This is a genomic window from Serratia sp. CoH_122_TC_1, from assembly GCF_058191755.1.
Map to the genome: position 1 here is coordinate 114,401 of NZ_JBXWLA010000009.1, position 25,714 is coordinate 140,114.

Sequence of the window (25,714 nt, forward strand, 5' to 3'; positions counted from 1 at the left end):
CATGCGCCGTATTTTATCTGTATTGCTGGAAAACGAGTCTGGTGCGTTATCGCGTGTGGTGGGGTTGTTTTCTCAGCGTGGTTACAACATCGAAAGCCTGACGGTTGCACCGACTGACGATCCCACGCTCTCACGCATGACGATTCAAACCGTCGGTGATGAGAAAGTGCTAGAGCAGATCGAAAAGCAACTGCATAAGCTGGTCGACGTGCTGCGCGTTAGCGAACTGGTGCAGGGTGCACACGTTGAACGTGAAATCATGTTGGTGAAGTTACAAGCCAGCGGTTATGGCCGTGAAGAAGTGAAGCGCTGCGCTGATATTTTCCGCGGCCAAATCGTTGATGTCACCGCCACGCTTTACACCGTTCAGTTGGCCGGTACCAGCGATAAGCTGGATGCTTTCCTTAACGCGGTGCGTGAGGTGGCCGAGATCGTTGAGGTGGCGCGCTCCGGTGTGGTTGGCGTGTCGCGTGGCGACAAAATCATGCGTTGAAGTTCGACGTAGTAGGATTTAGGGGCGCGGCACGGGCTGCGCCCTTTGTTTTTCGGTGTTTTTTGCCTGTTTGCTGGCACCTTTCGGCAAAAGCGGTTGCTCAGCAGTGTTTTCTGCTGTTAGATCGCAGAGGCTGGATTGAATACCCGCACAGGATGCGATGGTTAATCCAAGTATATACCCAAGATAATTGGAGCTGCATCAAGGCGGCAAGGGAACGCATCCCGATGAGCTTACTGTGGTAAGTGATTCGTATAAGTGAGCGTAGTCAACGCAGGGGCAGTTTCAAGTATGACGGGTATCGCTTTCACTTCTATTTTTAGCGTCAAAAGGGGTTAACGTGAAACTGGATGAAATCGCGCGTCTCGCAGGCGTTTCGCGCACCACGGCCAGTTATGTCATCAACGGCAAGGCGAAGCAGTATCGTGTCAGCGATAAAACCGTCGAAAAAGTGATGGCCGTGGTCAGGGAGCACAACTATCACCCAAATGCCGTCGCGGCAGGATTACGCGCTGGGCGGACCCGTTCAATCGGTTTGGTGATACCGGATCTGGAAAATACCAGCTATACCCGGATTGCCAACTATCTGGAGCGCCAGGCGCGTCAACGCGGCTACCAGTTGCTGATTGCCTGTTCGGAAGATCAGCCGGATAACGAAATGCGCTGTATTGAGCATCTGCTGCAACGTCAGGTCGATGCGCTTATCGTTTCCACCGCCTTGCCACCGGAGCATCCGTTCTATCAGCGTTGGGCTAACGATCCCTTGCCGATTATCGCTTTGGACCGAGCGTTGGATCGCGAACACTTCATTAGCGTTGTCGGGGCTGACCAAGAAGACTCTTTCGCGTTGGCGCAGGAACTGCGTACCTTCCCGGCAGAGTCCGTTCTGTATTTGGGGGCGCTGCCGGAGCTTTCCGTTAGCTTCCTGCGTGAACAAGGCTTCCGCCAGGCCTGGCAGGATGACGAACGGCATGTCGATTATCTGTATGCCAACAGTTATGAACGTGAGGCTGCGGGGGTATTGTTTGCCGAATGGCTGAAAACGCATCCAATGCCACAAGCATTGTTCACCACTTCATTCTCTTTGTTGCAAGGGGTGATGGACGTCACGCTGAAACAACGTGGCCGCTTGCCGACCGATCTGGCCATCGCCACCTTTGGCGATCATGAGCTGTTGGACTTCCTTGAATGCCCTGTCTTGGCGGTTGCGCAGCGGCACCGGGATGTGGCCGAACGCGTGCTGGAGCTGGTCTTGGCCAGCCTGGATGAACCACGTAAACCTAAACCAGGTCTGACGCGAATTCGTCGTAATCTTTTCCGCCGCGGTAGCCTGAGCCGGAAATAATCTTCAGGCAGGAGTGCTGTTTCGCACTCCTGCCGAATCCCTTTATACGTACCCCGCCACTCTGAACAACTTTCTGCAATATTCGAGAAAGTAGCCATACACCACGCCCATCGCCATTGAAACCACCGCGTTGCTGGCTACTGCCGTCATGATTTGCTGTCCGTCGGCACCCACACTCCACAATATGGCCGCGTAAACCGGCGATTGGAAACTGACATAGGCCAGCAAGTCGGCAAGGTTGCGCAGTAAAAAAGGATGGCCGCGAAGGCGTTTGGCGACGCCGATAAAGGCATCACGATAGCGGCCATAAGGCCAGGCGATCAGGATATTGACGGGGATCGACAGCAAACGAGATGAAAGCGACTGCTGGAAACTCATGCCGGATACCAGAATTTCTATTGCCATACCGGCAATGAAACAGTACACCACCAGTGCAAAGGTATCGGCGGCGGCGCTACGCCAATGTGGGACAGGCGAAAGCATAATGCAATCTCCGTGATTATTGGTTAATGTTCTGTTAATTATTTAATTTTTAGTTGTTAAATCTGGTTTTTAATTCTTTATGTAGTTTACGCTTTCGTCATGCGTTGATTAAGTAGTCGAATATTTTTATTTGGGTGCCTTGTGTGGTTTTTGTGCTGAGAGAATGGAGAAGAATATGGCGCGAAGGGATTAAAAAGGGATGCATTCTAACTATTCAATAAAAAACAATGAGTTGTGTTGGTTTTGGTCACGAGGCAATTATTCTCACTAAAAATTGTGGGAATAAATGATGTAAGGAAATGAAACCATAATTGTAAACAGGTGTTTTGAGAATAATCTTACTAAATTGATTTAAATCGGAATTGGCTCGCCTCGTAATATCCGAGTGATTTATTTTCCTGCCGGACTGATCACTGGCGCATTAATTGAAGTAAAATAGCGCCCGTCTTGGGGTGAAATAACCATTGAGCGTTATTAACTCAATAGCTTATGACATATTTTACCTTTAGGGTGAGGTGACGCTGGGCCTTGCCCGCTGCGGCTCGCGCGGGGTTACAGGGCTGTGATTGCCGAGCTGAAAAATGAGACATTGATTGCAGAAGGAAGTATTGAGTTAATTAATCGCCGATTTGTCAGGTTTTTAATCACGTTCTTTCCGCTTAGAAAATTCTCCCCGTTTATCATGATGTTAATTTTTAATCATCTAATAAATCGCGTTCCTTTCGCGAGCTAGCTCCCAAAATGACTGAAGAAATATTGCCAAAGCGCTGGCGCTCTGGCTTGACAAGGTTTTCATACCCTCCGTAAACTCCATTATGTGGGAATTTGTGGGGTAAAGTGGTGAAAACGGTCGTGAAGGGGTAACTCAGGAATGTTCCGTGGAGCAACGATGGTTAACCTCGACAGCAAAGGGCGGCTTGCCGTACCGACCCGTTATCGGGATTTGCTGAACGAGCAATCGCAAGGCCAAATGGTCTGTACCATTGACCTCCACCAGCCCTGCCTGCTGCTTTATCCACTGCCCGAATGGGAAATTATTGAACAAAAGTTATCCCGTCTGTCGAGTATGAATCCCGCCGAGCGCCGCGTTCAGCGCCTGTTGTTGGGACATGCCAGTGAGTGTCAGATGGACAGTGCCGGTCGGTTGTTGTTAGCCACTACGCTACGTCAGCACGCCGGGCTTACAAAAGAAGTGATGCTGGTCGGGCAGTTCAACAAGTTTGAGCTGTGGGATGAACAGACCTGGTATCAACAAGTCAAGGATGATATTGACGCAGAACAGTCGACTCAGGAACCGTTGTCTGAGCGGCTACAGGACTTGTCGCTATAAGCATGTTGGAAAATTACAAACACACTACCGTACTGTTGGATGAGGCGGTTAACGGCCTCAGTATTCGCAGTAACGGCATATATATCGACGGTACTTTTGGCCGCGGTGGCCATTCGCGTCTGATTCTGTCCCAGCTAGGGCCGGAAGGACGTTTGCTGGCAATTGACCGCGACCCACAGGCGATTGCAGCCGCCAAGTCTATTGAAGATCCTCGTTTTAGCATCGTACACGGCCCCTTCTCCGATTTGTCACACTATGTGCGGGAACGCGAATTAGTGGGGCAGATTGATGGTATTTTGCTCGACTTGGGCGTTTCTTCCCCACAGCTTGATGACGCAGAACGCGGATTTTCCTTCATGCGTGACGGTCCGCTGGATATGCGCATGGACTCATCGAGCGGCCAGTCGGCTGCTGAATGGTTGATGAAAGCGGAAGCAGACGACATTGCCTGGGTGTTGAAAACCTTTGGTGAAGAGCGCTTCGCCAAGCGCATTGCTCGCGCCATTGTAGAAAGAAACCTCGTTGAGCCAATGACACGGACCAAAGAACTGGCTGATTTGATCGCCAATGCCAGCCCGTTCCGGGATAAGCATAAGCATCCGGCAACCCGCAGTTTCCAGGCGATCCGCATCTATATCAACAGTGAACTGGAAGAGATTGAACGTGCGCTGGACGGCGCGTTGGAAGTACTGGCACCGCAGGGACGCCTGTCTGTCATCAGCTTCCACTCGTTAGAAGATCGCATTGTTAAACGCTTCATACGCCATCATAGCCGCGGTGCTCAGGTACCTGCGGGTATTCCGCTGACTGAAGAGCAGTTGCGCAGCATGGGCGGGCGCACGCTCAAGGCGCTGGGCAAGATGATGCCTGGCGATGCCGAAGTCGCAGAAAACCCACGTGCGCGCAGCTCGGTGCTGCGTATTGCCGAGAGGATGTCAGCGTGATTGGTAACGAGCGTCACGGTTTGGTCGGGGTCATTGGCGGTGATTTGCTGCGCAACGCCAAGATCCCATTGATTTTGCTGATTGCTTCGCTGGTATCTGCGGTGTTCGTGGTGACCACCGCGCACCGCACGCGTTTATTGACCGCCGAACGCGAACAGCTTGTTTTAGAGAGAGACGCTCTGGACATTGAGTGGCGCAACCTGATTCTGGAAGAGAATGCTCTTGGGGATCACAGTCGGGTAGAGCGTATCGCTACTGAAAAACTGCAGATGCAACATGTTGATCCATCGCAGGAAAATATCATCGTTAAACAATGAATGGTTTAACTGAAATCATTACACGGAGTAGAAAGGGAACGCATGAAAGCAGCACGGCCCGGTAAGTTGAAACGCCAGGAAGATCAAGCCAGCTTTGTAAGCTGGCGTTTTGCGTTGCTGTGCGGCTGTATTTTGCTGGCGTTGGTGGGGTTGATGCTGCGCGTGGCTTATTTGCAGGTGATTAACCCAGACCGCCTGGTGAAAGAAGGCGACATGCGTTCACTGCGCGTGCAGGAAGTCCCGACGTCACGCGGTATGATCAGCGATCGCTCAGGCCGTCCGTTGGCGGTGAGTGTCCCGGTAAATGCTATCTGGGCTGATCCGAAAGAACTGAATGAGCGCGGTGGCATTACGCTGGACAGCCGTTGGAAGGCGCTGTCTGATGCGCTGAATATCCCGCTGGATCAGCTTTCTACCCGCATTAATGCTAACCCCAAGGGGCGCTTTGTCTATCTGGCGCGCCAGGTAAACCCGGCGATCGGCGATTACATCCACAAACTGAAACTGCCGGGGATTTATCTGCGTCAGGAATCACGGCGCTACTATCCTTCCGGCCAGGTGACTTCGCATATTATCGGCGTAACCAACATTGACGGGCAGGGGATTGAAGGCGTTGAGAAGAGCTTCGATCGCTGGCTTACCGGGCAACCGGGCGAAAGGACCGTGCGTAAAGACCGTTATGGCCGAGTGATTGAAGACATCTCTTCAGTTGACAGCCAGGCCGCGCATAACCTGGTTCTGAGTGTTGATGAGCGCCTGCAAGCGCTGGTTTATCGTGAGCTGAACAACGCTGTGGCGTTCAACAAGGCTGAATCTGGTACCGCGGTACTGGTGGATGTGAACACCGGCGAAGTGTTGGCGATGGCCAACAGCCCCTCTTACAACCCGAACAATATGGCCGGTACGCCGAAAGAAACCATGCGTAACCGTGCTATCACCGATATTTTTGAGCCTGGATCCACCGTGAAACCCATGGTGGTCATGACGGCATTGCAGCACGGCATTGTGAAAGAAAACAGCGTGCTGAATACCGTCCCTTACCGTATCAACGGCAAGGAAATCAGGGACGTTGCGCGTTACGCGGAACTCTCCCTGACCGGGGTCTTGCAGAAGTCGAGTAACGTCGGCGTTTCACGGCTGGCGTTATCGATGCCGTCCTCAGCGTTAGTAGATACTTACTCTCGTTTTGGATTGGGAAAAGCGACCAATTTGGGGCTGGTCGGAGAAAGCAGTGGCATATACCCAAAAAAACAACGGTGGTCTGACATAGAGAGGGCCACCTTCTCTTTCGGCTATGGGCTAATGGTAACCCCGTTACAGTTAGCGCGAGTCTACGCAACGATCGGCAGTCTGGGCGTTTATCGTCCGCTGTCGATTACCAAAGTTGATCCACCGGTTGCCGGTGAGCGTGTCTTCCCTGAGCCTCTGGTGCGCACCGTCGTACACATGATGGAAAGCGTTGCCTTACCGGGCGGCGGTGGGGTGAAAGCCGCGATCAAGGGCTACCGTATCGCCATCAAAACCGGTACAGCCAAAAAGGTTGGCCCGGACGGTCAATACGTCAATAGATACATCGCTTATACCGCTGGCGTTGCGCCAGCCAGTAATCCCCGTTTCGCTCTGGTGGTGGTGATCAATGACCCGCAGGGTGGGAAATACTACGGTGGTGCGATCTCCGCACCGGTGTTTGGCGCGATCATGGGTGGCGTATTACGCACCATGAACGTTGAACCGGATGCGTTGCCCACCACAGAGAAAAGCGATTTTGTAATTAACAGAAAAGAGGGTTCAGGTGGCCGATCGTAATTTGCGCGACTTACTCGCTCCGTGGGTGCCGACGGCGCCCGGGCGCGCGCTGCGGGAAATGACATTAGACAGCCGTATTGCGGCTGCCGGGGATCTGTTTGTCGCCGTTGTCGGCCATCAGACGGATGGACGCCGCTATATTCCGCAGGCTATCGCGCAGGGTGTTGCCGCTGTGATTGCCGAAGCCGAAGGACAGGCAGAAGACGGCGCTATCACTGAAATGCATGGTGTGCCGGTGATTTATCTGAGCCAACTCAATCAACGTCTGTCCGCACTGGCCGGGCGTTTTTACCATGAACCGGCTGAGCGTCTGCGCTTGGTCGGCGTTACCGGTACCAACGGCAAGACCACCACGACTCAATTGCTGGCTCAGTGGGGCCAACTGCTGGGTGAAACCAGCGCCGTAATGGGTACCGTTGGTAATGGCTTGCTGGGCCAAGTGTGCCCAACTGAGAATACCACCGGCTCTGCGGTGGATGTTCAACACGTGCTAAACGAGCTGGTCGATCGCGGCGCCACCTTCGCCGCGATGGAAGTTTCTTCTCACGGGTTGGTGCAAAACCGCGTGGCGGCGCTGCCGTTTGCTGCTGCGGTATTCACCAACCTGAGCCGTGACCACCTGGATTACCACGGTGACATGGCCAATTACGAAGCGGCCAAGTGGTCGTTGTTCGCGAACCACGAAGTGGGCCAGGCGATTATTAATGCGGATGACGAAGTTGGTCAGCGCTGGCTGAGTAAGTTGCCGGACGCGGTCGCCGTGACCATGCAGGATAATCTGCAGCCAGGTTGCCATGGCCGTTGGTTGAAAACGACCTCCGTCAATTATCACGATAACGGTGCCACTATCCACTTCAGCTCAAGTTGGGGTGATGGTCAGATTGAAAGCCGTCTGATGGGCGCTTTCAACGTCAGTAACTTGTTGTTGGCATTGGCAACCCTGTTGTCGCTGGGTTATCCGCTGGACAAGTTAGTGGCAACCGGCCACGAGCTGCAACCGGTCTGTGGCCGTATGGAAGTGTTTAACGCACCGGGTAAACCGACAGTCGTGGTTGATTATGCCCACACTCCAGACGCGCTGGAAAAAGCGCTGGAAGCCGCACGTCTGCACTGCGCAGGGCAATTGTGGTGTGTCTTCGGCTGCGGCGGCGATCGCGACAAAGGCAAACGTCCGTTGATGGGCGGCATTGCTGAGCAATTTGCCGATCGTGTGGTCGTGACCGACGACAACCCGCGTACCGAAGAACCGCAAGCGATCATCAAAGATATTTTGACTGGACTGCTGGACGCAGGGAGCGCCTTGGTCATCCATGGCCGCGCTGAAGCGGTCACCAGCGCCATTATGCAAGCAAAAGAACACGATGTGGTGTTGGTGGCAGGCAAAGGCCACGAGGACTACCAACTGGTTGGAAATCGCCGTCTGGATTACTCCGATCGTACCACCGTCGCACGTCTTCTGGGGGTACTGGCATGATTCCTGTCTCCCTTCGGACACTGGCCGATGTATTGGACGCTGAGTTGATCGGCGCCGATTGCCAAATCGTTGAGGTGACGACAGATACCCGTCAGGTGACCGCTGGTTGCCTGTTTGTGGCATTGAAAGGTGAGCGTTTCGACGCGCATGATTTTGCTGTTGATGCGGTTGCCGCAGGTGCGGGCGCTTTGTTGGTCAGTAAGCGCTTAATGGTAGATGTTCCGCAACTGGTGGTGAAAGACACGCGTTTGGCATTGGGGCAGCTCGCAGCATGGGTACGCCAACAGGTGCCCACTCGCGTCGTGGCGTTAACCGGCTCATCGGGCAAGACCTCGGTGAAAGAAATGGCGGCGGCCATTTTGCGTGAGTGCGGTGAGGTGCTCTATACCGCCGGTAATTTCAACAATGACATTGGTGTGCCGTTGACGCTGCTGCGTTTGCAACCGCAGCATGACTTTGCCGTGATTGAGCTGGGCGCGAACCATATTGGCGAGATTGCTTACACCACGGCATTAACCTGTCCACAGACGGCTCTGGTGAATAACCTGGCAGCTGCGCACCTGGAAGGCTTCGGCTCTTTGGCCGGCGTCGCCCAGGCAAAAGGCGAAATCTTTGCCGGTTTGCCGGCTGACGGCGTGGGGATCATCAACGCCGACAATAACGACTGGCCACACTGGCAGAGCACGCTGAGCGGCAAAACCGTCTGGCGTTTCTCACCGCAGGCGGCGGAAGGTGTCGATTTCTTCGCCAGCGATGTGCAGGTGAATGGCAAGGGGACGCAGTTTACGCTGCACAGCCCATTCGGTACCGCGCCTATCGCGCTGCCGCTGCCGGGCCGTCATAACGTCGCCAATGCGTTGGCCGCAGCGGCGCTGGCCATGTCGGCAGGCGCATCGCTTGAGGCTGTGCGTCAAGGGTTAACAAATTTACAGGCAGTACCGGGGCGTTTGTTCCCGATTGCGCTTTCTGAACATCAACTGCTGCTCGATGACAGCTATAACGCCAACGTCGGTTCCATGACCGCTGCAGCGCAGGTACTGGCAGAAATGCCCGGCTACCGGGTGATGGTGGTTGGCGATATGGCAGAGTTAGGGGCGGAAGCTGAAGAATGTCACCGTCAGGTGGGCGAAGCTGCTCGGATGGCGGGAGTCGATAAAGTGCTGGGTGTGGGGCCGTTAAGCCAGGCGCTGATTGATGCCTCCGGTAACGGCGAACATTTTCAGGATAAGGCAGCAGTGATCGCGCGCGTGGCGGAATTACTGTCAGAACATGCGGTAATTACCGTGTTAATCAAGGGTTCACGTAGTGCCGCAATGGAGCAGGTAGTACGCGCGTTACAGGAGAAAGCACCATGTTAGTTTGGCTGGCCGAGCATTTGGTCAAATATTATTCCGGCTTCAACGTCTTTTCCTACCTGACGTTCCGAGCCATTGTCAGCCTGCTGACCGCGCTGTTCCTTTCCCTGTGGATGGGGCCGCGGGTGATTAAACGCCTGCAGGAAATGTCCTTTGGCCAGGTCGTGCGTAACGACGGCCCAGAGTCGCATTTCAGCAAACGTGGTACGCCGACCATGGGCGGCATCATGATTCTGACCTCCATCACTGTTTCAGTCTTGATGTGGGCTTACCCGTCCAACCCTTACGTGTGGTGCGTGCTGTTCGTACTGGTGGGGTATGGCATCGTTGGTTTTGTTGATGACTATCGCAAGGTAGTACGCAAAGACACCAAGGGGCTGATTGCACGTTGGAAATACTTCTGGCAATCGGTGATTGCGCTGGTGGTTGCTTTCGCCATGTATGCCGTAGGAAAAGACACGCCAGCCACCGAGCTGGTTGTGCCGTTCTTTAAGGACATCATGCCGCAACTCGGCCTGTTATACGTGTTGCTGGCGTACTTTGTGATTGTGGGGACCAGCAATGCGGTCAACCTGACCGATGGGCTGGATGGCTTGGCGATTATGCCAACGGTGTTCGTCGCCGCGGGCTTTGCGCTGGTGGCTTGGGCGACCGGTAACATGAACTTCGCCAACTACCTGCACATTCCGTATCTGCGCCACGCCGGTGAGCTTGTGATTGTCTGTACCGCCATTGTCGGTGCTGGCCTGGGCTTCTTGTGGTTCAACACCTACCCGGCTCAAGTCTTCATGGGCGATGTCGGTTCACTGGCATTGGGCGGCGCACTGGGCACCATTGCGGTGCTGCTGCGCCAGGAGTTCCTGTTACTGATTATGGGCGGCGTGTTCGTGGTTGAAACGCTGTCGGTCATTTTGCAGGTGGGATCGTTCAAGCTGCGCGGGCAACGTATTTTCCGTATGGCACCGATTCACCACCACTATGAATTGAAAGGCTGGCCGGAACCACGCGTGATCGTGCGCTTCTGGATTATTTCGCTGATGCTGGTGCTGATTGGCCTGGCGACGCTGAAGGTGCGGTAATCATGGCAGACTATCAGGGTAAAAAAGTTGTCATCATCGGGTTGGGCCTCACCGGCCTGTCCTGTGTTGATTTCTTTATGGCGCGCGGCGTGACGCCACGCGTTATGGATACCCGCGTATCACCGCCAGGGCTGGATAAGCTGCCCGACAGCGTAGAGCGCCATCTGGGCGATTTGCATCAGGACTGGCTGTTGGCGGCGGATTTGATCGTCGCCAGCCCGGGCATGGCGTTGGCGACCCCGGCGTTGAGCGCCGCGGTGGACGCTGGCGTTGAAGTCGTTGGCGATGTTGAGCTGTTTTGCCGCGAAGCCCAGGCACCGATCGTTGCCATCACGGGTTCCAACGGCAAAAGCACGGTTACCACCCTGGTGGGCGAGATGGCAAAAGCAGCCGGTTGGGCGGTGGGCGTCGGCGGCAATATCGGGCTGCCTGCACTGAGCCTGTTACGCCAAGAGTGCCAACTGTATGTGCTGGAGCTGTCGAGCTTCCAACTGGAAACCACGTCCAGCCTGCATGCGACTGCAGCGACCATTTTGAATGTCACCGAAGATCATATGGATCGCTACCCGTTTGGCCTGCAGCAGTACCGTGCCGCCAAGCTGCGTGTCTATGAAAATGCGGAAGTCTGCGTGGTGAACGCGGACGATGCGCTGACCATGCCTGTGCGCGGTGCTGATGAGCGCTGCGTTAGCTTTGGTGCGGATGTGGGTGATTATCACCTGAACCGTCAGCAGGGCGAGACTTGGCTACGGGTTCGCGGAGAGAAAATTTTAAACACGCGCGAGATGAAGCTGACCGGCCGTCATAACTATACCAATGCGCTGGCAGCGTTGGCATTGGCTGATGCGGTGAATATCCCACGGGCTTCCAGCCTGAAGGCGTTAACGACCTTTACCGGATTGGCGCACCGCTTCCAGCTGGCATGGGAACATAACGGCGTACGCTGGATAAATGATTCTAAAGCGACCAACGTCGGCAGCACCGAAGCGGCGCTGAATGGTTTGCAGGTGGATGGGACACTTCACCTGCTGCTGGGGGGGGATGGTAAATCTGCCGATTTCTCCCCGTTGGCGCGGTACCTGCAAGGCGATAATGTCCGTCTGTACTGCTTTGGTCGTGACGGTGAGCAGTTAGCGCAACTGCGGCCGGAGGTCGCTACGCTGACCGATACCATGGAGCAGGCGATGCAGGCGATTGCCGGCCGGGTGCAATCTGGCGATATGGTGCTGTTGTCACCGGCGTGTGCCAGCCTGGACCAGTTCCGTAATTTTGAAGTGCGCGGTGACGAGTTCGCCCGCTTGGCACAGGAGCTCGGCGGATGAGACTACGCTTGCCGAACTTCGGGCTGACTGAGCTGTTTAAGAACTGGGTCGCAGGTTCGCGCGATAACGACTCGGTCAATATGGTGCTGTATGACCGTACCCTGTTATGGCTGACCTTCGGGTTAGCCATTGTCGGTTTTGTGATGGTGACGTCGGCGTCAATGCCGATCGGCCAACGTCTGGCGGACGATCCTTTCCTGTTCGCGAAGCGTGATGCCTTGTATCTCGGGTTGGCGTTTGGCTTGTCGATGGTGACGCTGCGTATTCCGATGGAAGTCTGGCAGCGCTACAGCAATGTCATGCTGTTGATGTCGATTGTGATGCTGTTGATCGTATTGGTGGTAGGTAGCTCGGTAAACGGGGCATCGCGTTGGATCGCGCTGGGACCGTTGCGTATTCAGCCGGCGGAGCTGTCCAAGCTGTCGCTGTTCTGTTATCTGGCGAGCTACCTGGTCCGTAAGGTTGAAGAGGTGCGCAGCAACTTCTGGGGCTTCTGCAAACCGATGGGCGTCATGGTCGTGTTGGCCGTGTTGCTGTTGGCACAGCCAGACCTCGGTACGGTGGTGGTGCTGTTTATCACTACGTTGGCGATGCTGTTCCTGGCCGGTGCCAAAATGTGGCAGTTCCTGGCGATTATCGGCTCCGGTGCTTTTGCGGTGGTGCTGTTGATCATTGCAGAACCTTACCGTATGCGTCGTGTGACGTCGTTCTGGAATCCCTGGGCCGATCCGTTCGGCAGCGGTTACCAGTTGACTCAGTCTCTGATGGCCTTTGGTCGCGGCGAATTCTGGGGGCAAGGGCTGGGCAATTCGGTGCAGAAACTTGAGTATTTGCCGGAAGCACACACCGACTTTATCTTCTCGATTTTAGGCGAAGAACTGGGCTATATCGGTGTGGTTTTCGCATTGTTAATGGTATTCTGCGTCGCTTTTCGTGCGATGTCGATTGGCCGCCGCGCGTTGGAGCTGGATCAGCGCTTTTCCGGCTTTTTGGCCTGTTCAATTGGCGTGTGGTTTAGCTTCCAGGCGTTAGTAAACGTTGGTGCCGCAGCCGGTATGTTGCCGACCAAAGGTCTGACGTTGCCGCTGATAAGCTACGGTGGTTCGAGCCTGTTAATTATGTCGACGGCAATCGTGCTGTTGTTGCGTATTGATTATGAAACGCGTCTGGCTAAAGCCCAGGCGTTTGTGAAGAGGTAAGGGATGAGCGGGAAACCTAAGCGTTTAATGGTGATGGCAGGCGGTACCGGCGGGCACGTGTTCCCGGGGCTGGCGGTCGCTCATCATCTGATGGCGCAAGGCTGGCAGGTGCGCTGGCTTGGAACCGCAGACCGAATGGAAGCCGATCTGGTGCCAAAGCACGGGATCGAGATTGATTTCATCCGTATTTCTGGCCTGCGCGGCAAAGGGCTGAAAGCCCAGCTGAGCGCACCACTGCGTATCTGGCATGCTGTACGCCAAGCGAAAGCGATTATGCGCAGTTACCAGCCGGACGTGGTGCTGGGCATGGGCGGCTATGTTTCTGGCCCCGGCGGTTTGGCTGCATGGATGTGCGGCATTCCGGTGGTGCTGCATGAGCAAAACGGCATTGCTGGCCTGACCAACCGTTGGTTGGCGCGCATTGCCAAAACCGTTTTGCAGGCGTTCCCTGGTGCGTTCCCGAACGCGGCGGTTGTGGGTAACCCTGTCCGTACCGATGTACTGGCATTGCCGCTACCGGCAGAGCGACTGAATGGACGTGAAGGGCCGATTCGTGTGCTGGTGATTGGCGGAAGTCAGGGGGCGCGGGTGCTGAATCAGACAGTTCCTGAAGTCGCAGCGAGATTGGGCGATAAAATAACGCTCTGGCATCAGGTGGGCAAAGGGGCTCTGGAAACTGTGCTGCGCGACTACGAGAGGGTAGGGCAGACACAGCATAAGGTGACCGAGTTTATTGATGACATGGCCGCTGCTTACGCCTGGGCTGATGTTGTGGTGTGCCGTTCCGGTGCTCTGACCGTCAGTGAGATCGCAGCAGCAGGCCTGCCGGCGATCTTTGTGCCATTCCAGCATAAAGACCGTCAACAGTATTGGAATGCCCGTCCGCTGGAAGAAGCCGGTGCGGCGAAGATTATCGAGCAGCCGCAGTTCAACGCCGATGTGGTGGCGGAGCTGCTGGCAAGCTGGGATCGTCCGACGTTGCTGGCGATGGCCGAGAAGGCCCGCGCGGTAGCCATTCCTGACGCCACTGAACGCGTAGCGGCGGAGCTGGTGCGAGTCGCTAAATAATATGCAGGGGTTCGGTACACCGGGCCTGAATTAAAGAATGTCATGTAGGGGCCCGGTATGCCGGACCCGGATTAGAGAGAGTGATGAATACACAACAACTGGCGAAACTACGTACTATCGTGCCCGAGATGCGACGCGTCCGGCACATTCACTTTGTCGGCATCGGTGGCGCCGGCATGGGTGGTATCGCCGAAGTGTTGGCTAACGAAGGTTATCAAATCAGCGGCTCCGATCTGGCGCCGAATCCGGTAACCCAGCAGTTGAGCGCGCTCGGGGCGACGATTTACTTCCATCACCGCCCGGAGAATGTGCTGGATGCCAGCGTAGTGGTGGTTTCTACCGCCATCTCTGCCGACAATCCGGAAATTGTTGCCGCGCGTGAAGCGCGTATTCCGGTGATCCGCCGCGCGGAAATGCTGGCTGAACTGATGCGTTTCCGCCACGGCATTGCCGTGGCCGGTACGCACGGCAAGACCACCACCACGGCAATGGTATCGAGCATTTATGCTGAAGCTGGCCTGGATCCGACCTTTGTCAACGGTGGGCTGGTGAAAGCGGCGGGTACCCATGCACGTCTGGGGTCCAGCCGTTACCTGATCGCGGAAGCGGATGAAAGCGACGCGTCGTTCCTGCATCTGCAGCCGATGGTGGCGATTGTCACCAATATCGAAGCCGACCATATGGAGACTTACCAAGGCGACTTCGAAAACTTGAAGCAGACGTTTATTAATTTCTTGCACAATCTGCCTTTCTACGGCCGTGCGGTGATGTGTGTTGATGATCCCGTAGTGCGTGAATTACTGCCGCGTGTGGGTCGCCATATCACCACTTACGGTTTTAGCGAAGACGCTGATGTTCGCATCGAAAACTATCGCCAGGTTGGGCCACAGGGTCACTTTACGCTGAACCGTCAGGACAAGCCGTTGTTGACGGTGACCTTGAATGCACCGGGCCGCCACAATGCGTTGAATGCGGCAGCGGCAGTGGCGGTAGCGACAGAAGAAGGGATCGATGACGCAGATATCCTGCGTGCGCTGGCAGGTTTCCAGGGCACCGGTCGCCGCTTCGATTTCTTGGGCGAGTTCCCGCTGACGCCGGTCAACGGCAAAGAGGGCACCGCAATGCTGGTGGACGATTATGGCCACCACCCAACAGAAGTGGACGCTACGCTGAAAGCAGCGCGCGCGGGTTGGCCGGATAAACGATTGGTTATGATTTTCCAGCCGCATCGTTATACCCGTACCCGTGATTTGTACGACGACTTTGCTAACGTATTGTCGCAGGTGGATGTGCTGTTGATGCTGGACGTGTACTCCGCGGGCGAAACGGCAATCCCAGGGGCGGACAGCCGATCGCTGTGCCGCACTATCCGCAGCCGTGGCAAGTTGGATCCGATTTTGGTTTCCGATCCAGACACCGTGCCGGAAACCTTGGCGCAGTTGCTGCAAGCAGATGACCTGGTATTGGTGCAAGGTGCCGGTAACGTGGGCAAGGTGGCTCGAAAACTGGCCGAGCTTAAGCTGCAGCCGCAGAAAAAAGAGGAGGAACACCATGGCCGATAAAGTTGCCGTACTGCTGGGTGGTACCTCCGCTGAACGTGAAGTGTCATTGCAATCTGGTGCCGCCGTCCTGGCCGGATTACGTGAAGCCGGTATTGATGCGCATGGCATCGATATTCGTGACTTCCCGGTAACCCAGCTGAAAGAGCACGGGTTTACCAAAGTATTTATCGCGCTGCATGGCCGCGGTGGTGAAGACGGTACTCTGCAGGGGATGCTGGAGTTTCTTGAGCTCCCTTATACCGGCAGTGGCGTGATGGCGTCGGCGCTGACCATGGACAAATGGCGTACCAAGATGGTGTGGCAGTCGATGGGTTTACCGGTGGCACCTTATGTGGCACTGAACCGTAAGCAGTATGTTGGTGCTGAGAAGTCTGCGCTGATTGCTCGCATCGACGCTCTGGGCCTACCGCTGATCGTCAAGCCGAGTCGTGAAGGATCGAGCGTTGGCATGAGCAAAGTCACTGAGCGTGCCACTCTTGAAGGGGCGCTGGAAGAGGCTTTCCGCCATGACGACGACGTGCTGGTCGAAAAGTGGCTGAGCGGCCCTGAATACACGGTTGCGATGTTGGGCGATCAGGTATTGCCTTCAATCCGTATTCAACCGGCTGGCGTGTTTTATGACTATCAGGCCAAGTATATTTCGGACGATACGCAGTATTTCTGTCCGAGTGGTCTGGGGGCGGAACAGGAAGCCGAAATGGCTGCCCTGGCGTTACGCGCCTACCGTGGGCTGGACTGCAGCGGCTGGGGCCGCGTGGATGTGATGCAGGATAGCGATGGCAGCTTCTATCTGCTTGAGGTGAATACCTCGCCGGGCATGACCAGTCATAGTCTGGTGCCGATGGCAGCGCGCCAATCTGGTTTAAGCTTCTCGCAGCTGGTAGCGAGAATTTTGGAATTGGCCGACTGATATGTCGCAAGCTGCCCTGAATGCGCGTGAACGCGAGGTGGATAATAACCCGCGCCGCAGCAATGGAACCCAATTAGCGGGAATGATTTTCCTGCTGATGGTGTTGGGAACGATCCTGTGGAGTGGCTGGGCGGTGATTGGCTGGATGAAAGACGCCAGCCGCCTGCCGCTGTCACGACTGGTGGTGACCGGTGAACGTCACTACACCACCAACGACGATATTCGCCAGGCAATTTTGGCGTTGGGATCGCCGGGTACGTTCATGACGCAGGATGTGGATATCATCCAGCAGCAGATTGAACGCCTGCCGTGGATCAAGCAGGCCAGCGTGCGCAAGCAATGGCCGGATGAGCTGAAAATCCACCTGGTGGAATATGTCCCGGTAGCGCGCTGGAATGATTTGCACATGGTGGATGCCGAAGGCAAGTCCTTCAGCGTGCCAGCAGAACGAATTGGCAAACAAAAATTGCCGCTGCTCTATGGTCCGGAAGGGAGCGAGCAGGATGTTCTGGAAGGTTATCGGGCCATGAGCAGCATGCTAGCAGCCAGCAAATATACGCTGAAAATGGCGGCCATGAGTGCCCGCCATTCCTGGCAGCTGGCTTTGGATAATGATGTTCGGCTGGAGCTGGGACGCGACGATCGCACCGGACGCCTGCAGCGCTTTATCGAGCTTTACCCGGTATTGCAGCAGCAGGGGCAGGCTCAGAGTAAGCGAGTCAGCTATGTCGACTTACGTTATGAGTCCGGCGCATCGGTAGGTTGGGCCCCAGTGTTTATCGACCCGCAGGCAGCAGGCGATCAGCAAAACAGTAATCAGCAACAGAATCAGGCACAGGCAAAACAACAATGATCAAGTCGACGGACAGAAAACTGGTAGTTGGGCTGGAGATCGGTACTGCAAAAGTCTCCGCATTAGTAGGGGAAGTTCTGCCCGATGGCATGGTCAACATTATCGGGGTGGGCAGCTGCCCGTCTCGCGGTATGGATAAGGGTGGCGTTAACGACCTTGAGTCGGTAGTGAAGTGCGTACAGCGCGCTATCGATCAGGCCGAATTGATGGCTGATTGTCAGATTTCTTCGGTTTACCTCGCATTATCGGGTAAACACATCAGTTGCCAGAACGAAATAGGGATGGTTCCTATTTCCGAAGAGGAAGTGACACAGGAAGATGTCGAGAACGTAGTGCATACCGCTAAATCGGTACGCGTGCGTGACGAACACCGCATCCTGCACGTCATCCCTCAGGAATACGCTATCGATTATCAGGAAGGCATCAAAAACCCCGTTGGGTTGTCCGGCGTGCGTATGCAAGCCAAGGTGCATCTGATCACCTGTCATAACGACATGGCGAAGAACATTGTTAAAGCAGTAGAACGTTGCGGTCTGAAAGTAGACCAACTTATTTTCGCCGGTTTGGCTGCCAGCTATGCAGTCCTGACCGAAGATGAGCGCGAACTCGGTGTTTGTGTGGTGGATATCGGCGGAGGCACCATGGATATGGCGGTGTACACCGGCGGTGCGTTGCGCCACACCAAAGTGATCCCTTACGCCGGGAACGTGGTCACCAGCGATATCGCCTACGCCTTCGGCACGCCGCCGACAGATGCGGAAGCGATCAAAGTTCGACACGGCTGTGCGCTTGGGTCGATTGTTAGCAAGGATGAAAGTGTAGAGGTGCCAAGCGTTGGGGGGCGTCCTCCTCGTAGTCTGCAAAGACAGACACTGGCTGAAGTTATTGAGCCACGCTACACCGAACTGTTGAATCTGGTTAACGATGAAATTTTGCAATTGCAGGAGCAACTGCGTCAGCAAGGGGTGAAGCATCATTTGGCAGCAGGTATTGTGCTGACCGGTGGCGCTGCCCAAATTGATGGCCTGGCAGCTTGTGCGCAACGGGTGTTCCACACCCAGGTACGCATCGGCCAACCCTTGAACATCACGGGTCTGACGGATTATGCGCAGGAGCCTTACTACTCTACGGCGGTAGGTCTGCTGCACTATGGAAAAGAGTCTCACCTGAGTGGTGAGGCAGAAGTAGAAAAACGCGCCTCAGTGGGCAATTGGTTTAAACGCATCAATAGCTGGCTGAGAAAAGAGTTTTAATGTTTCAACAAAGAGATCATGCTGAGTAATCTTTTTATGATCTCGCAGCGACAGGCACAAAACGGAGAGAAACTATGTTTGAACCAATGGAACTAACCAATGACGCGGTGATTAAAGTCATCGGCGTCGGCGGTGGCGGTGGCAACGCCGTTGAACACATGGTGCGCGAGCGCATCGAAGGTGTTGAATTCTTTGCCGTTAATACAGACGCTCAGGCGCTTCGTAAAACGGCAGTTGGCCAAACCATCCAGATCGGTAGCGGTATTACCAAAGGTCTGGGGGCAGGCGCGAACCCTGAAGTGGGTCGCAATTCAGCGGAAGAAGACCGTGAAGCCCTGCGCGCCGCACTGGATGGTGCAGACATGGTCTTCATTGCAGCCGGCATGGGTGGCGGTACCGGTACCGGTGCAGCGCCAGTTGTTGCTGAAGTGGCTAAAGATTTGGGTATTCTGACAGTGGCCGTGGTGACTAAGCCTTTCAATTTTGAAGGCAAGAAACGCATGGCATTCGCTGAGCAGGGTATCGCAGAATTGTCCAAACACGTGGACTCATTGATCACTATCCCGAACGACAAGTTGTTGAAAGTTCTGGGTCGTGGCATTTCTCTGCTGGACGCGTTCGGCGCGGCCAACGACGTACTGAAAGGTGCGGTGCAGGGTATTGCCGAACTGATCACCCGTCCAGGCCTGATGAACGTCGACTTCGCTGACGTGCGCACCGTGATGTCCGAAATGGGCTATGCGATGATGGGTTCTGGCGTTGCCTGTGGTGAAGACCGTGCTGAAGAAGCGGCGGAAATGGCGATCTCCAGCCCACTGCTGGAAGACATCGACCTGTCCGGTGCTCGCGGCGTGCTGGTCAACATCACCGCTGGCTTTGACCTGCGTCTGGATGAGTTCGAAACCGTGGGTAACACCATTCGTGCTTTCGCTTCCGACAATGCCACCGTGGTTATCGGTACCTCATTGGATCCGGAAATGAACGACGAACTGCGCGTGACCGTGGTTGCGACGGGTATCGGCATGGACAAACGTCCAGAAATCACGCTGGTGACCAACAAACAGGCTAGCCAGCCAGTGATGGATCATCGCTACCAGCAGCACGGCATGTCGCCGTTGCCGCAGGAAGTGAAACCTGCCGCCAAGGTAGTTAACGATCCGACTGCGCAGCCTAATAAAGAGCCCGACTATCTTGATATTCCTGCTTTCCTGCGTAAGCAGGCAGACTAAGAATATCCTGAGAATTTGGAATCTCCGCTCTTTGTGCTAAACTGTCCCGCCGGCCATGCTGTATGCTTGGTCGGTAGGATTGATAACATTGCGAGATAAAACGATGATCAAACAAAGGACATTAAAACGTATTGTTCAGGCGACGGGTGTCGGTTTGCATACCGGCAAGAAAGTCACGCTGACAATGCGCCCCGCGGCGGCTAATACCGGGGTCATCTATCGTCGCACTGACTTGAATCCACCGGTTGATTTTCCGGCTGATGCAAAATCCGTGCGTGATACCATGCTCTGTACTTGCCTGGTGAATGAGCATGACGTGCGTATTTCTACCGTTGAGCATCTTAATGCCGCGCTGGCTGGGTTGGGCATCGACAACATCGTTATCGAAGTTGACGCCGCCGAGATCCCAATCATGGACGGTAGTGCTAGCCCGTTCGTCTTCCTGTTGCTGGATGCCGGCATCGAAGAACTGAACTCTGCGAAGAAATTCCTGCGTCTGAAAGACACCGTGCGTGTTGAAGATGGCGACAAGTGGGCTGAGCTGTCCCCGCATAACGGGTTCCGCCTGGACTTCACCATCGACTTCAACCACCCGGCGATCGACGCCAGTACGCAACGCTACCGCCTGGATTTCTCTGCCGACTCGTTCGTGCGCCAAATCAGCCGTGCGCGTACATTCGGTTTTATGCGTGACATTGAATACTTACAGTCACGTGGTTTGGCGTTGGGCGGCAGCTTTGACTGCGCCATCGTGGTAGATGACTATCGCGTTCTGAACGAAGATGGCCTGCGTTTTGAAGACGAATTTGTTCGTCACAAAATGCTGGATGCTATCGGCGATCTGTTCATGTGCGGCCACAACATCATTGGCGCGTTTACCGCGTACAAGTCTGGCCATGCGCTGAACAACAAGTTGCTGCAAGCCGTTCTGGCAAAACAGGAAGCGTGGGAATACGTCACTTTCCAGGACGAAGCAGAAATGCCACTGGCATTCAAAGCTCCGTCTACCGTATTGGCATAAGTCGATACCGCTGATTACTTATCACGACTGGTCGCGTTGGCACTCTCTCCGGCCAACGACGCCAGTCGTTCCAATATCTTGCGCAGTTTTTCTGGGCTTCTGCTCGCCAATCCCCTTAATTCTTTAGCACTTTCCTCGCTCAGATGACGCATCGGTGCGCTCGGCTGTGCATTTCCCGCGTTTTTTGCGGTGTTCTGCGCAAGGTTGCTCCCTTTTGCCATCAAGGCCGGATTAATCCTGATGTCGATCGACGACAATGATGGTAGAATTTGCGCTCGTAGTGCAGATAATAAAGCCGGTTGTTCGTAGCGTAGGCGCATCATCCAGCTGGCATTTGCCGTTTCTAGCACTAAAATACCCTGTCGGAAATTCGCGACGCGGCACCAAGGATGCAGTTGAACCGGTAACAGACCTTTCACTGCACGGTTAAGCTTAAGCAGCGCCACTGCGCGTTGCTGGACGTTATGCAGAGGCCCTTTGTCTTCTGCAGACGCGTCGTCGAACAGGGAATCTAATAATTGTGGACGGCTATCGCGCATAATGGGCTCCGGCGGATAATAAACTCGTGATCGGTATTCTAAATCGTTGGCGACAATTTGGCAGACGTTATTTCTGGCCCCATCTCCTGTTAGGGATGGTTGCGGCCACGCTTGGCGTACCTTCAAATCTGTCCGGCGCACCTGATCAAGCCGCTCTGCCGAGCACCTCGTCCAGCCTGAACCGGCAAAATTCCGCCAGTAATGCCTTTAAGAGCCTGGCGTTACTGCAAGAAGCGCATCGCCGCCCGACCTTCAGTGTCGATTACTGGCACCAGCATGCGCTTCGCACCGTCATTCGTCACCTTTCTTTTGCTCTTGCGCCGCAGGCCGTCTATGCGCGCGTGCAGGAAAACGAAGCGGAAGTGGCTGAACCCCCTTTGCAGGTAGCGCAACTGGCGCTGCTTTCTACGCTTAACGCGCTGCTGACGCATGAGCCGAAGCCGCCAACCATCATTCGTGATACCCACCATGCCGTACTGCCTGCCTTTGCGCAGCATCAGACCGGGTTGTGGCTCGCACAGGTGCAGGGCATTCGCGCCGGGCCCGCTGCCCTAATCTGATTTTTGCCCGCCGGGCGACAAAAAACCTAAAAAATAACAGCAAATTGACTGCCTGTGTTGGCCGTCATGACAGAGATATCAAACATCATGTTAGTGAAATTATTGACCAAAGTTTTTGGTAGCCGTAACGATCGTACGCTGCGCCGCATGCGCAAATCGGTTGAGCTGATCAACCAGATGGAACCGGACATGGAAAAACTGTCCGATGACGAACTGAAAGCCAAAACCAACGAGTTTCGTGCGCGCCTGGAAAAGGGCGAAGTGTTGGAAAACCTGCTGCCGGAAGCTTTCGCGGTCGTGCGTGAGGCCAGTAAGCGCGTATTCGGCATGCGTCACTTCGACGTACAGCTGTTGGGCGGTATGGTACTGAATGATCGCTGTATTGCAGAGATGCGTACTGGTGAAGGTAAAACTCTGACCGCAACCCTGCCGGCTTACCTGAACGCCTTGAGTGGCCGTGGTGTGCACGTGGTCACCGTGAACGACTATCTGGCACAGCGTGACGCCGAAAACAACCGTCCATTGTTCGAATTCCTCGGTCTAAGCATCGGCATTAACCTGCCAGGTATGCCAGCACCGGCTAAGCGTGAAGCCTATGCCGCAGACATTACCTACGGTACCAACAACGAATACGGTTTTGACTACCTGCGCGACAACATGGCATTCAGCCCTGAGGAACGCGTTCAGCGTAAGCTGCACTATGCGTTGGTGGATGAGGTTGACTCCATCCTGATCGATGAAGCGCGTACTCCTTTGATCATATCGGGTCCGGCTGAAGACAGCTCGGAGATGTATATCAAGGTTAACAAACTGATTCCTAAACTGATTCGTCAGGAAAAAGAAGACTCAGATACCTTCCAGGGCGAAGGCCACTTCTCGGTTGACGAGAAAGCGCGTCAGGTACACCTGACCGAACGCGGTCTGATCCTGATCGAAGAAATGCTGATGGACGCCGGCATTATGGAGGAGGGGGAGTCACTGTACTCACCAACCAACATTATGCTGATGCACCACGTAACGGCTGCGTTACGCGCCCACGTACTGTTCACCCGTGACGTTGACTACATCGTAAAAGACGGTGAAGTCATCATCGTTGATGAACACACCGGTCGTACTATGCACGGTCGTCGCTGGTCTGATGGTCTGCATCAGGCAGTTGAAGCCAAAGAAGGCGTGGAAATCCAGAACGAGAACCAAACGCTGGCATCGATCACCTTCCAGAACTACTTCCGCTTGTACGAGAAGCTGGCCGGGATGACCGGTACTGCCGATACCGAAGCCTTCGAATTCAGCTCTATCTATAAGCTCGATACCATTGTGGTGCCGACTAACCGCCCAATGTTGCGTAAAGATATGCCTGATTTGGTCTACATGACTGAACTGGAGAAGATTGGCGCTATCATTGAAGACATTCGTGAGCGTACCGCCAACGGCCAACCAGTACTGGTTGGTACGATTTCAATCGAGAAATCTGAAGTGGTTTCGCGTGAACTCGAGAAGGCCGGTATTGCCCATAAGGTGTTGAACGCCAAGTTCCACGCCATGGAAGCGGATATTGTTGCGCAAGCCGGGCAGACGTCAGCGGTTACTATCGCCACCAACATGGCGGGTCGTGGTACCGATATCGTCTTGGGTGGCAGTTGGCAGGCAGAAATTGCCCAGTTGGAAGATCCAACTGAAGAACAAATTGCTGCAATTAAAGAGGCCTGGAAAATTCGCCATGATGCCGTGTTAGCCGCAGGTGGCTTGCACATTATTGGTACCGAGCGTCATGAATCTCGCCGTATCGATAACCAGCTGCGTGGCCGTTCTGGTCGTCAGGGGGACGCCGGTTCATCCCGTTTCTACCTGTCGATGGAAGATGCCCTGATGCGCATTTTCGCCTCTGATCGCGTTTCCAACATGATGCGCAAACTGGGTATGAAAGAAGGTGAGGCCATTGAGCACCCGTGGGTCACCAAAGCCATTGCCAACGCACAGCGCAAAGTGGAAAGCCGTAACTTCGATATCCGTAAACAGCTGCTTGAATACGATGATGTGGCCAACGATCAGCGCCGTGCTATCTACAGCCAGCGTAACGAGCTGCTGGACGTATCTGACGTTAGCGAAACCATCAGCAGCATCCGTGAAGATGTGTTCAAAACCACTATCGACGCTTACATTCAGCCAGAGTCACTGGAAGAAGAGTGGGATGTTCAGGGGCTGACCGAACGCCTGAAGAACGACTTCGATCTGGATATGCCAATTGCAGAATGGTTGGATAAAGAGCCAGAGCTGCACGAAGAAACGCTGCGTGAGCGTATTCTGGAAACAGCCAAAGAAGAGTACAAACGTAAAGAAGAAGTTGTTGGCGCCGAGATGATGCGCAACTTCGAAAAAGGCGTGATGCTGCAAACGCTGGACTCACTGTGGAAAGAGCATCTTGCGGCCATGGACTACTTGCGCCAGGGTATCCACCTGCGTGGTTATGCGCAAAAAGATCCTAAGCAGGAATACAAACGTGAGTCTTTCAACATGTTTGCGACCATGCTTGAGTCACTGAAACATGAAGTGATCAGCGTGCTGAGCAAAGTGCAGGTGCGGATGCCGGAAGAGGTTGAAGCACTGGAACAGCAACGCCGCGAAGAAGCTGAGCGCTTGGCTAAACAGCAACAGTTGAGCCATTACGAAGAAAACGCGCTTGTTACCGAAGATCCTGATGCACCAGCGAGCGCAGAACGCAAAGTTGGCCGTAACGATCCTTGCCCTTGCGGTTCCGGTAAAAAATACAAGCAGTGCCACGGCCGTCTGCAGAAGTAAATCCGGCGGTGTGTAACCAATAAAACCCAGGGGTTCAGCATGCTGAACCCCTGTTTTTTGGGGCGAACTGCGGCCCTAATGAATGAATCAATCAGGAGAATGCGATGAAACACCTGAACATTGCTGTCGGCATCATTCGTAACGCCCAGCAGGAAATCTTTATTACCCGGCGAGCGGCCGATTCACATATGGCCGGTTTTTGGGAGTTTCCAGGCGGTAAGATTGAGCAGGGTGAGACGGCGGAACAGGCGCTTAAGCGTGAGCTGCTGGAGGAGACCGGCATTGAGGCCGAACGTGCAGAGCTGCTGGAAGTCCTTGAGCACCACTTTAGCGATCGTATCGTGACGTTGAATTTTTATTTGGTGGAGAGCTGGGCGGGCGAGCCGTTTGGCCGCGAAGGGCAGCCAATGCGCTGGGTGAAGCAGGCTGATTTACGGGAGGAAGACTTCCCAGAAGCCAATGTCAGTATTATTAAACTGCTGGTGGCGCAGGCTAACGCTGCGCAGTAAAGCAGCCGGCCTGGTAAATGCCAGGCCGGTAAGCACGACGATCAGCGATCGTCTGCCTCGCTCCAGTCTTCGCTTTCTGACAAATCACTGCTGCTGGGAATGCGTTTTTCTTCATCAGCCCATTCGCCCAGATCAATCAGCTGACAGCGTTTGCTGCAAAATGGGCGGAATGGGCTGACTTCACCCCATACCACACCTTTGCCACAGGTTGGGCATTTCACTACGGTCGTCATATCAGTTCCTTACACCCTTCCAACGTATGAA

General features: G+C 54.7%; 24 protein-coding genes. 21 read left to right on the plus strand and 3 right to left on the minus strand.

The window, feature by feature from the left end:
- Position 1: 1 nt before the first annotated feature.
- Complete coding sequence (gene ilvN, locus AC2FC2_RS13400; RefSeq protein ID WP_004950121.1) at positions 2 to 493, plus strand: acetolactate synthase small subunit; 492 nt, start codon at positions 2 to 4, stop codon at positions 491 to 493.
- A gap of 340 nt (positions 494 to 833) precedes the next feature.
- A complete protein-coding gene (cra, locus tag AC2FC2_RS13405; RefSeq protein ID WP_020825201.1) occupies positions 834 to 1,838 on the plus strand; it encodes a catabolite repressor/activator in 1,005 nt (334 codons plus the stop codon).
- A gap of 42 nt (positions 1,839 to 1,880) precedes the next feature.
- On the opposite strand, the gene AC2FC2_RS13410 is transcribed toward cra, so the two are convergent.
- Positions 1,881 to 2,321 carry an L-alanine exporter AlaE gene (locus tag AC2FC2_RS13410; RefSeq protein ID WP_209635060.1) on the minus strand — a complete coding sequence of 147 codons (441 nt, stop codon included), beginning with the start codon at positions 2,319 to 2,321 and terminating at the stop codon, positions 1,881 to 1,883.
- Positions 2,322 to 3,192: 871 nt separating this feature from the next.
- Between AC2FC2_RS13410 and mraZ the strand changes: the two genes are divergently transcribed.
- The 16 genes from mraZ to lpxC all read left to right on the plus strand — a co-directional run bounded on the left by mraZ (position 3,193) and on the right by lpxC (position 21,043).
- On the plus strand, positions 3,193 to 3,651 hold the full coding sequence (gene mraZ, locus AC2FC2_RS13415) for a division/cell wall cluster transcriptional repressor MraZ (RefSeq protein WP_037420797.1): 459 nt from the start codon (positions 3,193 to 3,195) through the stop codon (positions 3,649 to 3,651).
- A gap of 2 nt (positions 3,652 to 3,653) precedes the next feature.
- Positions 3,654 to 4,595, plus strand: a complete 942-nt coding sequence (gene rsmH / locus AC2FC2_RS13420; protein WP_490659379.1) for a 16S rRNA (cytosine(1402)-N(4))-methyltransferase RsmH — start codon at positions 3,654 to 3,656, stop codon at positions 4,593 to 4,595.
- Positions 4,592 to 4,912: a cell division protein FtsL gene (ftsL, locus tag AC2FC2_RS13425; protein WP_012005204.1), complete on the plus strand. Its 321-nt coding sequence runs from the start codon at positions 4,592 to 4,594 to the stop codon at positions 4,910 to 4,912. Before rsmH ends, ftsL begins: the two co-directional genes overlap by 4 nt.
- 42 nt (positions 4,913 to 4,954) lie before the next feature.
- Positions 4,955 to 6,718: a peptidoglycan glycosyltransferase FtsI gene (locus AC2FC2_RS13430; protein WP_209635064.1), complete on the plus strand. Its 1,764-nt coding sequence runs from the start codon at positions 4,955 to 4,957 to the stop codon at positions 6,716 to 6,718.
- Positions 6,705 to 8,192 carry a UDP-N-acetylmuramoyl-L-alanyl-D-glutamate--2,6-diaminopimelate ligase gene (gene murE / locus AC2FC2_RS13435; protein WP_490308626.1) on the plus strand — a complete coding sequence of 496 codons (1,488 nt, stop codon included), beginning with the start codon at positions 6,705 to 6,707 and terminating at the stop codon, positions 8,190 to 8,192. The genes AC2FC2_RS13430 and murE overlap by 14 nt, the downstream gene beginning before the upstream one ends.
- Positions 8,189 to 9,550: a UDP-N-acetylmuramoyl-tripeptide--D-alanyl-D-alanine ligase gene (murF, locus tag AC2FC2_RS13440; RefSeq protein WP_490308625.1), complete on the plus strand. Its 1,362-nt coding sequence runs from the start codon at positions 8,189 to 8,191 to the stop codon at positions 9,548 to 9,550. The genes murE and murF overlap by 4 nt, the downstream gene beginning before the upstream one ends.
- Positions 9,544 to 10,626, plus strand: a complete 1,083-nt coding sequence (mraY, locus tag AC2FC2_RS13445) for a phospho-N-acetylmuramoyl-pentapeptide-transferase (RefSeq protein ID WP_012005208.1) — start codon at positions 9,544 to 9,546, stop codon at positions 10,624 to 10,626. The genes murF and mraY overlap by 7 nt, the downstream gene beginning before the upstream one ends.
- Positions 10,627 to 10,628: 2 nt before the next feature.
- The gene (murD, locus tag AC2FC2_RS13450; protein WP_209635070.1) at positions 10,629 to 11,948 is read left to right on the plus strand and encodes a UDP-N-acetylmuramoyl-L-alanine--D-glutamate ligase; all 1,320 of its coding nucleotides are present in this window, start codon (positions 10,629 to 10,631) and stop codon (positions 11,946 to 11,948) included.
- Complete coding sequence (ftsW, locus tag AC2FC2_RS13455; protein WP_209635072.1) at positions 11,945 to 13,147, plus strand: cell division protein FtsW; 1,203 nt, start codon at positions 11,945 to 11,947, stop codon at positions 13,145 to 13,147. Before murD ends, ftsW begins: the two co-directional genes overlap by 4 nt.
- A gap of 3 nt (positions 13,148 to 13,150) precedes the next feature.
- Positions 13,151 to 14,215 (plus strand): undecaprenyldiphospho-muramoylpentapeptide beta-N-acetylglucosaminyltransferase, encoded by a 1,065-nt coding sequence (murG, locus tag AC2FC2_RS13460; protein WP_209635074.1) that lies wholly within the window; start codon positions 13,151 to 13,153, stop codon positions 14,213 to 14,215.
- 83 nt (positions 14,216 to 14,298) lie between these two features.
- Complete coding sequence (gene murC / locus AC2FC2_RS13465) at positions 14,299 to 15,777, plus strand: UDP-N-acetylmuramate--L-alanine ligase (RefSeq protein WP_209635076.1); 1,479 nt, start codon at positions 14,299 to 14,301, stop codon at positions 15,775 to 15,777.
- Positions 15,767 to 16,687 carry a D-alanine--D-alanine ligase gene (locus AC2FC2_RS13470; RefSeq protein WP_209635078.1) on the plus strand — a complete coding sequence of 307 codons (921 nt, stop codon included), beginning with the start codon at positions 15,767 to 15,769 and terminating at the stop codon, positions 16,685 to 16,687. The genes murC and AC2FC2_RS13470 overlap by 11 nt, the downstream gene beginning before the upstream one ends.
- A 1-nt stretch (position 16,688) precedes the next feature.
- Positions 16,689 to 17,540, plus strand: a complete 852-nt coding sequence (ftsQ, locus tag AC2FC2_RS13475) for a cell division protein FtsQ (RefSeq protein WP_209635081.1) — start codon at positions 16,689 to 16,691, stop codon at positions 17,538 to 17,540.
- Entirely contained in the window at positions 17,537 to 18,793 is a 1,257-nt protein-coding gene (gene ftsA, locus AC2FC2_RS13480) for a cell division protein FtsA (protein ID WP_004950148.1), read from the plus strand. The genes ftsQ and ftsA overlap by 4 nt, the downstream gene beginning before the upstream one ends.
- A gap of 74 nt (positions 18,794 to 18,867) precedes the next feature.
- Positions 18,868 to 20,022 (plus strand): cell division protein FtsZ, encoded by a 1,155-nt coding sequence (gene ftsZ / locus AC2FC2_RS13485; RefSeq protein WP_004950150.1) that lies wholly within the window; start codon positions 18,868 to 18,870, stop codon positions 20,020 to 20,022.
- 103 nt (positions 20,023 to 20,125) lie between these two features.
- A complete protein-coding gene (gene lpxC / locus AC2FC2_RS13490) occupies positions 20,126 to 21,043 on the plus strand; it encodes a UDP-3-O-acyl-N-acetylglucosamine deacetylase (protein ID WP_037426060.1) in 918 nt (305 codons plus the stop codon).
- Between the two features lie 14 nt (positions 21,044 to 21,057).
- Here the strand turns inward: lpxC and AC2FC2_RS13495 are convergent, their stop codons facing one another.
- Entirely contained in the window at positions 21,058 to 21,582 is a 525-nt protein-coding gene (locus AC2FC2_RS13495; RefSeq protein ID WP_490659380.1) for a DUF721 domain-containing protein, read from the minus strand.
- A gap of 26 nt (positions 21,583 to 21,608) precedes the next feature.
- On the opposite strand from AC2FC2_RS13495, the gene secM reads away from it, so the two are divergent.
- The 3 genes from secM (at position 21,609) to mutT (ending at position 25,450) form a co-directional block, all read left to right on the plus strand.
- Positions 21,609 to 22,142: a secA translation cis-regulator SecM gene (gene secM, locus AC2FC2_RS13500; protein ID WP_209635085.1), complete on the plus strand. Its 534-nt coding sequence runs from the start codon at positions 21,609 to 21,611 to the stop codon at positions 22,140 to 22,142.
- Between the two features lie 87 nt (positions 22,143 to 22,229).
- On the plus strand, positions 22,230 to 24,941 hold the full coding sequence (secA, locus tag AC2FC2_RS13505; protein WP_209635087.1) for a preprotein translocase subunit SecA: 2,712 nt from the start codon (positions 22,230 to 22,232) through the stop codon (positions 24,939 to 24,941).
- A gap of 104 nt (positions 24,942 to 25,045) precedes the next feature.
- On the plus strand, positions 25,046 to 25,450 hold the full coding sequence (gene mutT / locus AC2FC2_RS13510; protein ID WP_490308621.1) for an 8-oxo-dGTP diphosphatase MutT: 405 nt from the start codon (positions 25,046 to 25,048) through the stop codon (positions 25,448 to 25,450).
- Between the two features lie 41 nt (positions 25,451 to 25,491).
- Here the strand turns inward: mutT and yacG are convergent, their stop codons facing one another.
- A complete protein-coding gene (gene yacG / locus AC2FC2_RS13515) occupies positions 25,492 to 25,683 on the minus strand; it encodes a DNA gyrase inhibitor YacG (RefSeq protein ID WP_037426075.1) in 192 nt (63 codons plus the stop codon).
- Positions 25,684 to 25,714 lie beyond the last annotated feature (31 nt).